This window comes from Bradyrhizobium sp. SEMIA (assembly GCF_014844175.1).
Taxonomy (GTDB): domain Bacteria; phylum Pseudomonadota; class Alphaproteobacteria; order Rhizobiales; family Xanthobacteraceae; genus Bradyrhizobium; species Bradyrhizobium arachidis.
Window position 1 is genome coordinate 1,897,749 of the sequence record NZ_CP046601.1, and the last position, 14,732, is coordinate 1,912,480.

Annotated in this window: 13 protein-coding genes and 2 pseudogenes; 8 read left to right on the forward strand and 7 right to left on the reverse strand. The window is 65.5% G+C overall.

The window, feature by feature from the left end:
* Positions 1-132: 132 nt before the first annotated feature.
* Positions 133-2,067: a DEAD/DEAH box helicase gene (locus tag FOM02_RS09135; RefSeq protein WP_092213668.1), complete on the forward strand. Its 1,935-nt coding sequence runs from the start codon at positions 133-135 to the stop codon at positions 2,065-2,067.
* Positions 2,068-2,138: 71 nt separating this feature from the next.
* Here FOM02_RS09135 and FOM02_RS09140 read toward each other — a convergent pair whose 3' ends face one another.
* Positions 2,139-2,438: a hypothetical protein gene (locus tag FOM02_RS09140; protein ID WP_027560063.1), complete on the reverse strand. Its 300-nt coding sequence runs from the start codon at positions 2,436-2,438 to the stop codon at positions 2,139-2,141.
* A 126-nt stretch (positions 2,439-2,564) separates the two neighbouring features.
* Positions 2,565-3,071 (reverse strand): GNAT family N-acetyltransferase, encoded by a 507-nt coding sequence (locus FOM02_RS09145; RefSeq protein ID WP_092213828.1) that lies wholly within the window; start codon positions 3,069-3,071, stop codon positions 2,565-2,567.
* A gap of 146 nt (positions 3,072-3,217) precedes the next feature.
* On the opposite strand from FOM02_RS09145, the gene FOM02_RS09150 reads away from it, so the two are divergent.
* Entirely contained in the window at positions 3,218-3,607 is a 390-nt protein-coding gene (locus FOM02_RS09150) for a hypothetical protein (protein ID WP_092213670.1), read from the forward strand.
* A gap of 54 nt (positions 3,608-3,661) precedes the next feature.
* On the opposite strand, the pseudogene FOM02_RS09155 reads toward FOM02_RS09150, so the two are convergent.
* Positions 3,662-4,784 (reverse strand): annotated as a pseudogene (locus FOM02_RS09155) (DJ-1/PfpI family protein).
* A gap of 424 nt (positions 4,785-5,208) precedes the next feature.
* Between FOM02_RS09155 and FOM02_RS09160 the strand changes: the two are divergent.
* Positions 5,209-5,694: a phasin gene (locus FOM02_RS09160; protein ID WP_027560059.1), complete on the forward strand. Its 486-nt coding sequence runs from the start codon at positions 5,209-5,211 to the stop codon at positions 5,692-5,694.
* Positions 5,695-5,971: 277 nt separating this feature from the next.
* On the opposite strand, the gene FOM02_RS09170 is transcribed toward FOM02_RS09160, so the two are convergent.
* Together FOM02_RS09170 and FOM02_RS09175 are read right to left on the reverse strand one after the other, a co-directional pair.
* The gene (locus FOM02_RS09170) at positions 5,972-6,799 is read right to left on the reverse strand and encodes a Crp/Fnr family transcriptional regulator (RefSeq protein ID WP_027560058.1); all 828 of its coding nucleotides are present in this window, start codon (positions 6,797-6,799) and stop codon (positions 5,972-5,974) included.
* Positions 6,800-6,968: 169 nt separating this feature from the next.
* A complete protein-coding gene (locus FOM02_RS09175; RefSeq protein WP_027560057.1) occupies positions 6,969-7,523 on the reverse strand; it encodes a PAS domain-containing protein in 555 nt (184 codons plus the stop codon).
* A 452-nt stretch (positions 7,524-7,975) separates the two neighbouring features.
* On the opposite strand from FOM02_RS09175, the gene FOM02_RS09180 reads away from it, so the two are divergent.
* Entirely contained in the window at positions 7,976-8,794 is an 819-nt protein-coding gene (locus tag FOM02_RS09180) for a rhomboid family intramembrane serine protease (RefSeq protein WP_265441670.1), read from the forward strand.
* 188 nt (positions 8,795-8,982) lie between these two features.
* The gene (locus FOM02_RS09185) at positions 8,983-9,411 is read left to right on the forward strand and encodes a CBS domain-containing protein (RefSeq protein ID WP_027560055.1); all 429 of its coding nucleotides are present in this window, start codon (positions 8,983-8,985) and stop codon (positions 9,409-9,411) included.
* Between the two features lie 105 nt (positions 9,412-9,516).
* On the opposite strand, the pseudogene FOM02_RS09190 reads toward FOM02_RS09185, so the two are convergent.
* Positions 9,517-10,547, reverse strand: a pseudogene (locus FOM02_RS09190) (patatin-like phospholipase family protein).
* Positions 10,548-10,780: 233 nt separating this feature from the next.
* Between FOM02_RS09190 and FOM02_RS09195 the strand changes: the two are divergent.
* Entirely contained in the window at positions 10,781-11,851 is a 1,071-nt protein-coding gene (locus tag FOM02_RS09195) for a hypothetical protein (RefSeq protein WP_092213680.1), read from the forward strand.
* 380 nt (positions 11,852-12,231) lie between these two features.
* The gene (locus tag FOM02_RS09200) at positions 12,232-12,471 is read left to right on the forward strand and encodes a hypothetical protein (protein WP_231164077.1); all 240 of its coding nucleotides are present in this window, start codon (positions 12,232-12,234) and stop codon (positions 12,469-12,471) included.
* Between the two features lie 23 nt (positions 12,472-12,494).
* Here FOM02_RS09200 and FOM02_RS09205 read toward each other — a convergent pair whose 3' ends face one another.
* On the reverse strand, positions 12,495-13,487 hold the full coding sequence (locus tag FOM02_RS09205) for a zinc-dependent alcohol dehydrogenase family protein (protein ID WP_265441671.1): 993 nt from the start codon (positions 13,485-13,487) through the stop codon (positions 12,495-12,497).
* Positions 13,488-13,591: 104 nt separating this feature from the next.
* Here FOM02_RS09205 and FOM02_RS09210 point away from each other — a divergent pair, with 104 nt between their 5' ends.
* Positions 13,592-14,440 carry a LysR family transcriptional regulator gene (locus tag FOM02_RS09210; RefSeq protein ID WP_092213684.1) on the forward strand — a complete coding sequence of 283 codons (849 nt, stop codon included), beginning with the start codon at positions 13,592-13,594 and terminating at the stop codon, positions 14,438-14,440.
* The last annotated feature ends 292 nt before the right edge of the window (positions 14,441-14,732 follow it).

Sequence of the window (14,732 nt, forward strand, 5' to 3'; positions counted from 1 at the left end):
GATTTCCCTGCGCTTGGCGTAAAGAGCCCTCAATCACATCGCCAGCGTGCGGCCGGGCCGATTGCCGCGCACGCCAGCTCAGGTCCGCCGGCTCACCATTCCGCGCCTGAATCAACCAAGGTTTCCTATCTCGTGTCTCTTCCGGCCCTGACCCCGCCGCTCGCCCGAGCTTTGGCCGAGCGGAACTATGATTCACTGACCCCCGTCCAGCTCGCGGTGCTCGCCCACGAAGCCACCGGCCGCGACCTTCTGGTCTCGGCCCAGACCGGCTCCGGCAAGACGGTCGCCTATGGATTGGCGATCGCCAAAAATCTCCTCGATGACGCCGAGCAGTTCGCACCCGCGGCCGCACCGCTCGCGCTGATCGTGGCGCCGACCCGTGAGCTCGCGCTTCAGGTCCAGCGCGAGCTGGCCTGGCTCTACGGTCATGCCGGCGGACGCGTCGTCTCCTGCGTCGGCGGCATGGATCCGCGGCGTGAGCAGCGCGAGCTCGCCGCCGGCGCGCACATCGTGGTCGGCACGCCCGGCCGTCTCTGCGATCATTTGCGCCGCGGCCGCCTCGACATCTCCGAACTCGCCGCGGTCGTGCTCGACGAGGCCGACGAGATGCTCAATCTCGGCTTTCGCGAGGACATGGAGTTCATCCTCGAAACCACGCCGGAGACGCGCCGGACGCTGCTGTTCTCGGCGACCTTTCCGCGCGGCATCGTTGCGCTGGCGCGGCAATATCAGCGCGACGCCTTTCGGATCGAGGTCGCCGGCGACGAAGGCGGCCACGCCGACATCGATTACCGCGCGATCCGGATCGCGCCCGGCGATGTCGAGCACGCGGTCGTCAACGTTCTGCGTTTCTTCGAGGCGCCGAGCGCGCTGGTGTTTTGCAGCACGCGCGATGCCGTGAGGCACTTGCAGGCGGCGCTGCTGGAGCGCGGCTTCGCCGTGGTCGCGCTGTCGGGCGAACTGACGCAGAACGAGCGCACGCTGGCACTGCAGTCGCTGCGGGACGGACGCGCGCGCGTCTGCGTGGCGACCGACGTTGCCGCCCGCGGCATCGACTTGCCGAGCCTCGACCTCGTCATCCATGCCGACCTGCCCAACGACGCCGAGGTCATGCAGCATCGCTCGGGCCGCACCGGGCGCGCCGGGCGCAAGGGGACCAGCGTGCTCTTGGTGCCGCCGGCACGGCGGCGGCGCGCCGAGCTGCTGCTCAATCTCTCCGGCATCGATGCAGCCTGGGGCACCGCGCCGCAGGCGGAGGAGATCCGCAAGCTCGATCACGAGCGCATGAAGGACGTGCTGTTCACCGAGGAGACAACCGCCGACGATCTCGCGCTGGCTCAGGCGCTGCTCGCCGAGCGGTCGGCTGAGGATATCGCAGCTGCACTGGCGCGGCTCTATCGCGCGCGGCTGCCGTCGCCCGAGGACATCATCGATCCCGGCGAGCGAACAGGCCGGCCGGATCGCGGGCGCGACAGATTTGAAGGCGGCGAGGATCGCGCCAAGCCGCGATCGAAGTCCGGCAAATCGTCGTCGAAGCACGGCATGGCGGAGGCCAGCGTCTGGTTCCGTGCCGCGATCGGGCGGCGCAAGAATGCAGAGGCGCGCTGGCTGCTGCCGATGATCTGCCGCCGCGGCGGCATCGACAAGCGCGACATCGGCGCGATCAAGATCATGGACACCACCACCGAGTTCGAGATCTCCGAGCGGGTCGCGGACGCCTTCGCCGCGAAGATCAAGCGTCCGGACAAGGAGGACAGCATCCGCATCGAGCCGATGGCGGATGCGCCGGCGCGGCAGGCGCCGTCGGAGGAGCGATCACACGCGCCGCGGCGAGAGAGGGAGGACGGTGATCACCGCGAACGTCAAGGCGATCGCCCGCGCGATGCACGTGAGTTCAAGCCGCGCGGCAAAGCGCTCGGCGAGCGCGGGCCGCAATTCGACGCTGCGCCTTCGTTCGGAAAGAAAAAGAAGCACAAGAACAAGCCGGGGCACGCAGAGCCGTCAGTCACGCCGTGGCCCATGAAGGGCGCGCCGGGCAAGAAGGCGAGGAAGAAGCGCCGCGGCTGATCGGACACCGTTCGGCGTGAATGATGCCGCCGGATCGTGCCGGCGACATCATCTGAAAAGTTGGTGAGAGCTCAACGGCCGCCGCCGCCACCGCCACCACCCCCGCCGCCACCACCTCCGCCGCCGGCATCACGCAGCGAGGTGTTGTAACGCGGATCGGTCTGCCGCATGTAGATGGGGGAGATGTCGTTGGTGATGCGAACCACGCGGCGTCCGCCCTGCTGCGGCGCTTCAACGAAGCCCGTGCAGCCTTCGAAGAAGGCGGTATCGCAGCCATAAGTCCGGTACTGCGCGGCGTTGGCGCTGGTCGCGCTGAATGCGGCCGTTGCAGCGAAAGCAATCAAAGCAACTTTCGACAATGTGAGTTTCATGGACATTCTCCAGTCTCGGTTCGGCGAGACCGGAACGGTCCGCACAGCCTTTCGACGGGAGCTGATCGAAGCCGGTTCGAGCGAGGCGCTTCACGCCCGCGTGAGCCGGGCCGGAGGGGAGAGGCGTTACGTCGCAGCGAGGTCGCGCAGCATGTAGGTCGCGGCTTCGCCGTAGGATGTGAGCTTGATGCGCAATTGCTCATCTGCGGCGACGGGGTGAAAGCCGAGCCGTTCCCATAGCGGACGCGTGGCATAGACCGAGACCAGCGCGAGCGTCGTGAGGCCTGAGGCGCGTGCCAGCGCTTCGATCGTCGTGACGTAGTCGCGCGCAGCGCCGCCGCGAAAGTCGGGCAGCACGGCGACATCGTGCACGTAGAGACAGTCCGCACCGTCAGGCAATGTTTGCAGGAAGCCGTCAAGCGGCGGAATGTGGTGCTGCGTCCAGGGATGCGCGAGTCCGTAGCCGACGATCGCATCGCCGGCGATCAGCACGCGGCAGCCGTCGGGATAGAGCCGCATCTTCTCGGCGAGCACCTCGGGGCGTTCGGGCAGATCAGGATGGATGCGCGCTGCGATCGTGCTGATCGCGGGCAGATCCGATGCACGTGCGGGACGCCAATGCGGCTTGCTCATCTCGGTCCGTCGTTCCATCTCGATCATCCCAATTTATTCCTCCGCGACGATGCGCGCAGCGAAAAATATCCTTGCAGCGCTCTCAGGAATAGGTGGCGTCGCGTGGCGTCCTACTCATGCAAGCCAATTGCATGACAGGAGACATCATGACGACACCATCGATCCGCTTCGCGCTCGCGCTCGCAGCTTCGCTCGCAATCATCCCCGCGGCCTTCGCTGCGCCGCCGACCAAGACCGGCAAGACCGACAAGGGCACCGTGCTCACCGACGCCAAGGGCATGACGCTCTACACCTTCGACAAGGATATGGACGGCAAGTCGGCCTGCAATGGTCCCTGTGCGACCAACTGGCCGGTGCTGAAGGCCGAGGCCAGCGATGCTGCCGGCAACGGCTATACTATCATCACGCGCGACGACGGCTCGAAGCAGTGGGCCTACAAGGGCAAGCCGCTCTACACCTTCGCCAAGGACACAAAGCCCGGCGACGTCACCGGCGACGGCTTTCTGAACGGTGCCTGGCATCTGGCGATGCCCTGACCAATCGCGCGCTGCGTCGCTTTTTGCGAGAGCGCCGGGCCGCGTGCGGCCCGGTTATCTCGGATATTCGAGCTGCATCGCCACGAAATCGGCTGTACGCGGCCCGTAGCGCGCGTCGATGGCGCGCAACGCGTGGTCCAGCGCCTGCACCGGCGGCAATCCGGTTGCGGCCGGCGGGGTCTGCGCCGCCGGCCAGTCGGCCGCGATCCTGTCGGGGGCCGCTGCGGCTCGTCTGCGCCTGCTCCGCGGCGGCGAAGGTGAGGGCGCGGGAGCGATAGGTCCGCGACCACGCATCGGCGATCAACGCGAGCGACACCTCGTCGATGCCTGGTGTCAGCGCGATCCCGAGCTGCTCTCGGCGCCAGAATGCGAGCGTGTTTGCGATCGCCGTCAGCGCGAAAGGACGCGTGAACTGGAACGCGTCACTGCGGTGGCGTGCATCCCATGCCGCAAGACCGATCTCGCTGGCGACCGCTTCGGCCCTGGCGCGGCCGGCGATGGCCTCGATCAGGGTGAGCGCCATCGGCATGGATGCCGTGATGCCGGTCGTCGTCGCGACGCCGCGGTCGACCACGAGCCTGCGGTCGGCCGCATAGCGGATCGCGGAATGCTTCTTCAGATCGCCCACGGAATACCAGTGCGTCGTGGCTCGCTTGCCGTCGAGCAGCCCGGTATTGGCAACGACCATGGCGCCGACGCAGACGGCGATGACAGTTGCGCCCTTGCCGGCCTGGCTCCGGATCCACTGCAAGGCGGCCGCGTCGTCTTCCGGCGTCATTGCCGGCACGATGACATAGTCGGCGCCGTCGGGATGGGCGGCGTCGAACGCGGCGATGGTCGCGTGCGGCTGCACCTTCAGCGCGGGATAGAGGGTCACGGGACCCGGCTGCGTTGCCAGCGTCACGACGTCGGCGACATCGGCGCGCGCGAGGATGCCGTAGGGCATCAGATAATCGGTCGTCTCGCTCTTGTCGTTGATGCCGATGATGGCGATGAGGGGACGCCTTCGCTTCGGCGGTTTCAATGCGGCGAGCGTCGCCTCGGACTCCTCGCTCGATATGGCGGGTGCGGCTCCCCGTGCCGGCGCGCCGGGCAGCAGCAGCAACCAGGTTCCGCCGATCGCCGCGAGCGCCGCCAGGCCTCCGAGGGCGCTCCATGCCAGAATGCGCCAGATCATGATTTCACCCGATCGCGGTTGCCTCATACGGCGCGGAAGCTATCGGCTGGCGACGGCATCGGGAATGACGCAAATCCGGCAAAAAAGGTCATGCCGCAAGCGCGATCGTTTACTTCATGACGGGAATTGCTGCGCTAATCTCAAGTTGGCGCATGCGATCGCAACAACTTCAAAGATGCAGGACGCGGTCTGCGCCGTCTTCGTCGCACGAAGTGAATAAATTCACGCGGAGAGTCTGAAAGCGAACCGAACCTGCGACTTTCGTCTGGCATAGTTGGCTTCGTAAAGGGGGGCGGGGGCGGTTATCCGCAGCAATCCACCGCATTGAAAATCGGAGTACTGGTGTCCCGGTGCGGCATGCACCGCGACCCCATCGGGGAGTCTTCAATCCATTATCTAGTTTCGCTTGAAAGGATGAAAGCCCGTGAATGATGCCAATGTGAAAGTCGAAACGAATGCCGCGCCGCAAGACGTGGGGGCCAACGGAAGCGCAAAGCTCCGGTTCGACGTACCCTTCTTCAACATGCAGACGATCTTCGGCGGTCTCGCCGATCAGGGCGCCACGCGGGCCCAGGCCAACTTTGCCAAGATGAGGGCGACGTCGGAGGAGATCACCGCAGCCGTCTGCGATGCCTGTTCGACCAACGCCAAGCGAGCCTCCGACTACGGCATCAAGCTGATCGAAATTTCCCATATCAATACTAGCTCCACGCTGGATTTCATTTCCCAGCTCGTCGATGCGAGGTCGTTTGCCGATCTCGTAAACCTCTCCACGGCCCACAGCCGCAAGACCTTGGAAGCAACGTCGGCACAGAACCGCGAACTCTGGGACCTCGCCCAGAAGGTCGCGACCGAAACGGCCGAGCCGATCAAGCAGAGCTTCAACCGGGTCCTGCGTAGGGCTGCTTGAATCGAAGCGGTTGGCCGCGCGGATCGGCTGGACGAGCGTCTTCGCAAGAAGAGACGCCGTCCAGCCGATTGCGGCCCCCTCATTGCCGAGGTGATGCCAAGCTGGAGGAAATCAGGATGGGTATGGTGATGATCAAGTGCCCGGAAACGGGAGATGCCATTCCGACGGGCATCGAGATGGATCGTGAAAGGTTTCGGTGCAGTGCGGTGTTTTTTTCGCGCACCTATTGCCGGATATGCGCCGCGACGCACGAATGGTTCGCCAGAGAGGCTTGGGTCTACGAGTCGGTCTCGGCGAAGGGCGGGTCTGGGGGGAGGCAGCCAATCCGCGCCGGCGCGGCGTGAAGGACCCTTGGCGCATCCTGCAAGACGATCCGATCGATCCTGCGGCTCATCACCTTGTAGCACTCACAGGCGATGACCTCGAGCCGGCGCCTGTCGATCTCGAGCTGGCCGCGCCGGTTGGATTTGATTGCCCGTGATGTGCGCAACGCGCTCACCACATGCGTGACCGTGGTGCGCCGGACGCCGAGCAATTCCGACAGCGTCTCCTGTGTCAGGGGCAGGATGTCACCACCATCCGTCCGGTCGTGGATGTGCAGCAGCCAGCGGGCGAGGCGCGCTTCGACGGAATGCAACGCATTGCAGGCCGCGACGTGCTGGACCTGCGTCAGCATCGCCCTGGTGAGAAGCTGTACCGAACTTGCGATGGCGGGACTGCGTTCGAGCGCGACGTGAAATCGCGCGGGCGAGATCTGCAGCGCCGTCCCGGCAACGCGGACGATTGCGGTCATGGGTGATCGGGTCGGGCCGAACGCGGTCATGATCCCGATGCCGCCGTCGTTGCCGATCACGGCGGTTGCTGCCGTCTGTCCGTTCGGCAGCTCCATGATGAGGGCGATCGCGCCGCTGCAGGGAAACCAGAGATGCTCGATCTTGTCGCCTGATCGCACCAGGACCTGGTCGTGCTCGAGTGGCACTTTTCGCAAATGAGGGGCAAGCAAAGCGAAATCGGCCGGCGGTAGCGCAGCTAACAATCGATTACCAACTCTGGTCGCGTGCTCCATCACGGGAATCGTCCCTCGACGGAGGCCCGGCAGACGCATCTTCACCAACCGAGCCGCGTTGTTGCTTGCCACGGCAATGGCCAAACGCATCCTCAAAGCTAAGGTTCCCGTGATGGATTGGCAAGCTCGCGGTCGCGCCTGCGCGATCAGACTTTCCAGGATCGGCCGCGGACTGTGCGAAGCTACGCGTCAGACGCGAAGGCTGCTCCTAGCGCAGCCCCTCATACACCATCAGCCCGCGGGCGATCTGCAATTTGCGGATGGCGCGCGGCAGCAATTTCTCGGGCTGGTGCAGATAGCGCCAGGAGGTGAGGGTGAAGGGGCCGAGCGCGCCGCATTCGTCGTCGAACGGCGCGAGCACGCCGGTGACGCTCACCGGCGTGTGCGGACGGGCGTTGAACGGCAGCAGCAAGAGCTCGAGATGGGCCTTGCTGCCGTCCTCGCGCGCGGCGGTGACGCCGGCGATCGCGCCCAGCGTCTCGTCGGCGACGACGGTCGTGATCTCCTCGATCTCGCCGCGGCTGGCCTCGCCAAACAGCGCCGAAAAGCTCGCGTCCTTGAGGTCCGCTCCCGCCAGCGCGCAGACCCGCGTGCCGGCGACGCGGAAGGGGAAGCCGAGCTTGGGCTCGCAGGACAGCACGAAGATGTCGCCGAGCAGACCGCGGACGGCGGCCGGATCGATGTCGGCCCGGTCAGGGGCCCGCGCAGCGCCGCGCTTCTTGTCCCAATACGCGAAGAATGCGCGGCTCGACGGATGTTTCATGACTGAACGCTTACCCCGGGGCGCCACCTCGCGGGACAGTCCTGTCCCGCTTCAGTGCACCCGCGATCCCTTTCGTTGTTGTGCAGGAGGGGATTTGCAGCGTCCATGCCGGAGCGGCGTTTTCGCCGCTCTTCAGCCGGCCTTTGCGGCGTTAACGTTAAGTTAACTATGCACTTTGCGCCGCCTGCTCGCCTGCTATGGTGATCGCGGTCGCAAGCCTCGCCGCTTTCATCCAGGTTCTCGGCGAGGCCTGTACACAGGCGTCAAACAGTTTGGCCACGGGCCGGGGAGGGGTGGGGATACACCTTCATTCCCCCGGTATCGGAAGGTCGACACGGACAGGCAGGGCTTTCCCAGGGCCCTGCCTTTTCCTTTTGTGCACTTGCGCAAGGCCGGCAAAGGCGACTATCTCCAAGCGTAACGCTCCGATCGCGCCCGAAAGCGAAGCTGCCTTGGATTCCCCGCCAAATTCTCCGCAAGACTCTCAGCCGGCCGTACCGGACGCCGCTGGGGAAGCTTCGCGTGAGCCGATCCTGACGCTGCCGGTGGCGCTGACCGCCTATATCGTTCTGCTCGCGGTGATCCATCTGCGGGTGCTGCTGCCGCCGGAGCTTGAGAACTGGACCATCGATGTCTTCGGCTTCATCCCCAAGCGCTACGATGCCTCGCTGCTGAACCTGCAAATTCCGGGCGGCGCCGGCGCCAAGGTCTGGACCTTCGTCACCTATTCGCTGCTGCACGCCAATTTGACCCATCTCGGCTTCAACGTGCTCTGGCTGCTGCCGTTTGGCAGCGCCCTGGCGCGGCGCTTCGGCGCGGTCAGGTTCTTCGTGTTCATGGCGGTGACGGCGGCGGCCGGCGCGCTCGCCCACCTCGTCACCCATGAGCATGCGGTGGCGCCGATGATCGGCGCCTCGGCCTCGGTGTCCGGCGCGATGGCCGCCGCGATCCGCTTCGCCTTCGTCCGCGGCAGCTTCCTGTCGTTCAGCCGATCGGACGCCGATACCGCCGCGAAGGTTCCGGCGCTGCCGCTGTCGCGCGCGCTGCGCGACGGGCGGGTGCTCGGCTTCCTCGCGGTGTGGTTCGGCGTCAACATCATCTTTGGCGTCGGCGCGATCGGCGTCGATGCCGAAACCACGAGCGTCGCCTGGCAGGCGCATATCGGCGGCTTCTTCGCCGGCCTGCTCTTGTTCGCGCTGTTCGATCCCGTGCCGCGCGTGCGAAGCGATGCTGCGGATGCGTCATCACAGGACGTTTCAGACCGTATTTGAAGCAGCGCTTGCGGCGCGGCCCGAATTCATCCATCATTTGCGCGAAGAATGTTCCGAAGCGACAAGCCCATAGCGGCAACGCTTCGACAAGCGCGCGAGCGTGAAACCCGCGCCAAAACTGTTAGTTGAAGACTCGCGAACAAGTCCGGACCGCGCAAAGCGGAGGGCTCCGATTCAGGGAGGCAGCAATGACGGTACGTTCCATTCTCAACACCAAGGGCCACCAGATCATGAGCGTCGAGCCCGACGCCAAGCTGTCGGCCGCGATCAAGCTGCTCGGCGAGAAGAAGATCGGCGCAGTGCTGGTGATGAACCAGAGCCGGCTCGAGGGCATCCTGTCGGAACGCGACATCGTCCGCGTGCTCGGCGATCGCGGCGCCGCCGTGCTGGAGGCGCCGGTCTCGGAGGTCATGACCCGCAAGGTCGTGACCTGCAAGGAGACCGACACCGTCGCCGAGCTCATGGAGATGATGACGACAGGCAAGTTCCGCCATCTGCCCGTGATCGACAACGGCAAGGTGGTCGGCCTGATCTCGATCGGCGACATCGTCAAGCGGCGCGTCCAGGAATACGAGAACGAGCAGGAAGCCCTGCGCGACTACATCAAGACGGCCTGATCTGGACTCGAAGGACCGCGTTGGCGCAAAGCGCGTCGCGGTCTTCCGGAAAGATCATGCTCAACAACAAGATGAAGCGCGATGAGGATTTGGCCGCGTCGCGCCTTACTCGCCCGCTTTGGGTGCGTTGCCCGCGGGCGCCGGCGCCAGCACCTCGATCGCCTCCTGGATCGACTCCAGCGCGCGCTCGGTGGCGCGCGTGCCGTGCGCGATCAGATCTTCGGCGCGATGGAAGTCGAACCAGCCGAACTGACCGACCCGCGGCGTGATCAGCATGTCCGGCGGATCGCCGGCGAGGCGCGCGCGGGTGATGCGGTCTTGCATGATGTTGAAGGCGTCAACCATCACCGAGGAGATGCCCGGCCCGTCCGCCGGCCGCCGAAGAACTCCCGCTTCATGGTCTTCTCGGGCGAGAAGAAGCGCGGGAAGCGCCGCTTGGCGGCCGGCTCCTCGGCAACGGGCGCGATCGGCTCCGGCATCGCGCCGTGCGCATAGATCGTCGTGGAATGGGTGAAGATGTCGCTGGAAAGATTTGCAGCGATGACGATTTCGGCGCCGAGCGCGCGGGCGGCCGAGACCGGCACCGGATTGACCAGCGCGCCGTCGACCAGCCAGCGGTCGCCGATCAGCACGGGCGAGAAGATGCCGGGTAGCGCATAGGAGGCGCGCATCGCATCGACCACGCGGCCGCGCGTCAGCCAGATCTCGTGGCCGGTTCGGACCTCGGTCGCGACGGTCGCGAACTTGATCGGCAGGTCCTCGATCAGGGTCTGGCCGATCGCCTCCTCGAGCCGGGTCGCCAGCTTCTCGCCGCCGATCAGGCCGGAGCCGTTGAGGCGGATGTCGAGATAGCCGAGGATGGTGCGCACCCCTTGCAGGCTGCGCCCCCAATCTTCCAGCGTGTCGAGCTGGCCGGCCGCATAGGCACCGCCGACGACGGCGCCGATCGAGGTGCCGACCACGACATCAGGCACGATGCCGTTGGCGATAAGGGTTCTCAGGATTCCGATATGGGCAAAGCCGCGCGCCGCGCCGCCGCCGAGAGCAAGGCCGACAACTGGCCGGCGGATGCTACCGAGGCCGACCTTCTCGCCATTGGAGCCGTTCGCGCCGCGGCCCTTCAAGATCTCAAGCACCGAAACTCTCCTACCCGGGCCAGCCCCCACAACCAGAGTAGGCGCCGTATATCCGCTCCGCCAGAACGAGGGCCAAGCATGGTTTATACCGTTCGGGAAGCAGGGGGCAGGAGTGTGGCGAGGGCCGGCTGCCTTTGGTCTAATCACGCAGGCGTCAGCCCGGTTCCAAAGTCCGTATTTCCCAGGCGTTCCAAGGCTTGAATTTGCCGCGTTTTCGGTGAAAAGCAGGTGACATGACACGCGGGGGTGACGGCATCATCGGATGGCGGCGCAGCGGCAGGCTGCTGCCGGCGCTGATCCTTGCCGCGTTCGTCGTCACTTCAAGCCAAAACGCCGCGCAGGCGCAGCTTTTCTCCGATCGTCCGCCCCCGGTGCCGCCCGCGTCGGTCCCCGACCCCGGTAACGCCATCCAGCTGGCGCCGTCCGGACAGGGCGCCGGCCCCCCGAGCCTGCCGCCGACCCTGACCCAGCCGGTGACGCCCAGCATGCCACCGCCCGCGGTCGCAACCGTGCCGCCGGCCGCGCCGCTCAACGCGGCCGTGCCCGGCCAGGGCGTGCTGTCGCTGACCGCAAAATACGGCAAGGACTCGGCCGCGATCACCAGCGGCCTGGTCTGGCGGGTGTTTGCCGACCGTCCCGACGAGAACGGCACCTTCAAACTGATCAAGGAAGATCGCAACGCCACGCCTAACATCGTGCTGCCGCCCGGCAACTACGTCGTGCACGTCGCCTTCGGCCTCGTCAGCGCGGTGCGCACCGTCAGCCTGAAGGCCGAGACCGACCGCGAATCCTTCGTGCTGCCCGCCGGGGGCCTGCGCATCGAGGGCCGCGTCGGCACCAGCCGCATTCCGCAGAACCAGATCTCGTTCGCGATCTACAAGGGCAGCCAGTTCGAATCCGGCGAGCGCGCCTCGCTGGTGCCGAACGTCGCCGCCGGCGACGTCGTGCTGCTGCCGGAGGGCACCTACTACATCATCTCCAATTATGGCGACGCCAATTCGGTGGTGCGCTCGGACATCCGCGTCCAGGCCGGCAAGCTCACCGACGTCACCATCACCCACCGCGCCGCCGTCATCACGCTGAAGCTCGTCAGCGACCGGGGCGGCGAGGCGCTCGCCAACACCGCCTGGTCGGTGCTGACCCCCGGCGGCGACGTCATCAAGGAATCGATCGGCGCCTTCCCCCGCGTCGTGCTCTCCGAGGGCGAATACCGCGCCATCGCCAAGAACGAGGGCAAGGTCTACGAGCGCGGCTTCAACGTCGTGAACGGCGTCGACGGCGAAGTCGAAGTCGTGGCGCGCTGAGGCGCTTTTGCGGCGATGCCGCATGGTCCGTATGCGATCTGCCGTTGGGCTTCGGATCCGGCACAATATTTCTCACTTGGCGCATCAATGCTCTATCTCCCGTTACCTTTCTGCGCTTGTGTGCACAAGTGAGCAGAAGCAGATCGTAGCCGCTTGCTTGTGTTCGGCGCTGAATATTGCTGTCAGCGCTACCAAGCTGCGGTTCGGGGGTTAAGAAAACACCACTGCCAAAGGCTTATTCCAGACGTGTCGCGACTTCGTTACGGCCAGCGCAAGTGCCGGTGGAAGATGCGTATTTCCGATAATCAAACTTATTCTCTTTCCATCCTGCTGCGTGATATGTCGGGCATCCGTCCAATGGGGGAGGCCGGCGCAGGTTGATGAACCTGCAGGACCGGCAGGAGCAGGGGACCAAGCCCGTCGGCATGTTCGAAGTGATCCTCACCAGGCGCAAACGGTTCGGTTGGCGGTGGCAGGTGTGCGACCAGTCCGGCAAGATATTTGCCGACGGGTTCGACCGCACCCGGCCGGCCGCCAAATATCATGGTGAGCGCGCATTGTTCTTCCTGCTGTCGCAGGCTCATTTGCGCAACCGCTCCGCGGCCTCGAGCGAGGATTAGCGGCGCAGGCCGCGAACTCGATCTCAGATATCCACGACTAGCTTGCCCTTCGTCGCGTGATCCCTGATCAGTGCATAGGCCTCGTCAACGCTCTCCAGCGTGAAATGCCTGGGATCGACCAGCGGCACGAGCTTGCCGGCCTCAACCAGGCGCGTCGCCTCCGCCATGATCGCTCCGTGATGCGCGCGGCCTTCGCCTGACAGCAGCGGGAGCAACGTGAACACGCCGGAATAGGTGGCGGCGCGGAACGACAGCGGCGCCAGCGCATGCGTGCCCCAGCCGAGCGCGCTCACGACATGACCGAAACGGCGCACGGCTTCGAAGGAGGCATCGAGCACCTTGCCGCCGACAGTGTCGTAGACGATGTCGAACCCGCCGCCGCCGGTGTGCTTCGCGACGTAGACGTCGACAGCGGTGCTGCGGTCGATGAAGACCGCGCCAAAGCCTTCGATGGTGGCGCGCTGCGACGCCGAGCCCGTCGCGTACACGTCTGCTCCGAACGCACGCGCGATCTGGATCGCGACATGGCCGACACCGCCTGCGCCGCCATGGACCAACACCTTCTGGCCGGCCTTCAGCGCCGCGCGGTCGATCAGGCCTTCCCACGCCGTGATGAAGATCAGGGGCAGGGCGGCCGCTTCGCGCATGCTCAGATTGGCCGGCTTCAATGCCAGCAAGTCTGCATCGACGGCGGCGAATTCGGCCAGCGAGCCCTGCACGCCGCCGACGCCTCCGGTCATGCCATAGACTTCGTCGCCCGGCTTGAACCGCGAGACCTCGCGCCCGGTCTGTTCGACCACGCCGGCGAGATCGAGTCCGAGGATCGCCGGGACAGGATGGCGCGCATGTGCGGCTGCGCCGGAATGGATCTTGGTGTCGAGCGGATTGACCCCGCTCGCGTGCACCCGCACCAGCACCTCGCGCGAGCCGATGGCGGGCGTGGAGATCGTTGCGAGGCGTAAGGGCGCGTTGTGGGTCTCCAGCACGGCCGCGCGCATCGTCAAAGGTCTCGTCATGATCGTCTTGCTCCGTTGTCGACCTTCAATAGGCCCATGAATCTTTGCATGGAAAGCAACAAGGATGTACGATGATCGTGCGTTTTTGTATGATGGGTTCTTGGATGGACTGGAGCGATCTGCGCATCTTCCTGGCGATTGCACGTGAAGGCACGCTAGGTGCTGCCGCGCGAAAGATCGGCCAGACCCAGCCGACGATGGGCCGGCGGCTGCGCGCGCTCGAAACGGCGTTGGGGCAGGTGCTGTTTCAGCGCACCGCGGACGGTTTCGTGCTGACCGACGAAGGCACGGCCGTGCTGCGCCATGCCGAGCGGATCGAGGAAGAGGCGCTCGCGCTCGAGCGGCACGCTTCCGGCGCGGAGACGCAGCTCGACGGCATGCTGCGCCTGTCGTCGTCGGACTGGTTCGGCACGGTGATGCTGTCGCCGGTGATCGCTGCCTTTGGCAAGCGCCACCCGAAGGTGATCGTCGAGCTTCTGACCGATGCGCGTCTCTACAGCCTGCCGCGGCGCGAGGCCGATCTCGTCTTCCGCATCAAGCCGTTCAGCGAGCCCGAGGTGATCTCGCGAAAGCTGCTGCACATTCCCTACGCGCTCTACGGCAGGAAGGGCAGCAAGCCGCCGCACGCGAGCGACGGCAGTGGTGTCCGCGTCGTGACCATGAATACCGAATTCGCCGATATGCCCGATGCCGTCTGGCTGAAGCGCACACTGCCGAAGGCGGAAGTCGCCGCGCGCAGCAACAACAGGCAGGCGCAGGCCGAGCTCTGCGCCGGCGGTAGCGGGCTCGCGGTGCTGCCGCGCCCGCTCGGCGACCGCGATCGAAGGCTCGTCGCGTTCGATATCGGCGTGAGCCCGCCCGGCCGCGACACCTATGTCGGCTATCACCGCGACTTGCGGCGGCTGGCCCGCCTGCGCGCGCTGCTGGATGTGGTGATTGAGCGGCTGGCATGACGGTCCGTAGGTGGGAAAGGCGCGCACTTTGCGCGCCATGCCCACCATTTCTCAGCGATCACATCTGGCAATGGTGGGCACGCTTCGCTTTGCCCACCCTACGAGCTGTCGATCCACACTCCGTCATTGCAAGCACCGCATTTCAAACGCCCGTCATAGTCTCTAACGCCCACTAACCAACACCTGACTTAAAACTGTCATAATCACTAAATCGGAACCCGCATCTGCGTCCTTTTTACACGCCATTAAGCGCCGCTGCATTGGATGCGCGGGGAATGTGCGTTGGGGACTA

Excerpts from the sequence above, each read along its gene's own strand:
- FOM02_RS09140 (WP_027560063.1), bottom strand. The coding sequence starts at position 2,438 with ATGAAACTCACATTGTCGAAAGTTGCTTTGATTGCTTTCGCTGCAACG.
- FOM02_RS09145 (WP_092213828.1), bottom strand. The coding sequence starts at position 3,071 with ATGAGCAAGCCGCATTGGCGTCCCGCACGTGCATCGGATCTGCCCGCG.
- FOM02_RS09150 (WP_092213670.1), top strand. The coding sequence starts at position 3,218 with ATGACGACACCATCGATCCGCTTCGCGCTCGCGCTCGCAGCTTCGCTC.
- FOM02_RS09170 (WP_027560058.1), bottom strand. The coding sequence starts at position 6,799 with ATGCGTCTGCCGGGCCTCCGTCGAGGGACGATTCCCGTGATGGAGCAC.
- FOM02_RS09175 (WP_027560057.1), bottom strand. The coding sequence starts at position 7,523 with ATGAAACATCCGTCGAGCCGCGCATTCTTCGCGTATTGGGACAAGAAG.
- FOM02_RS09185 (WP_027560055.1), top strand. The coding sequence starts at position 8,983 with ATGACGGTACGTTCCATTCTCAACACCAAGGGCCACCAGATCATGAGC.
- FOM02_RS09195 (WP_092213680.1), top strand. The coding sequence starts at position 10,781 with ATGACACGCGGGGGTGACGGCATCATCGGATGGCGGCGCAGCGGCAGG.
- FOM02_RS09200 (WP_231164077.1), top strand. The coding sequence starts at position 12,232 with ATGAACCTGCAGGACCGGCAGGAGCAGGGGACCAAGCCCGTCGGCATG.
- FOM02_RS09205 (WP_265441671.1), bottom strand. The coding sequence starts at position 13,487 with ATGACGAGACCTTTGACGATGCGCGCGGCCGTGCTGGAGACCCACAAC.
- FOM02_RS09210 (WP_092213684.1), top strand. The coding sequence starts at position 13,592 with ATGGACTGGAGCGATCTGCGCATCTTCCTGGCGATTGCACGTGAAGGC.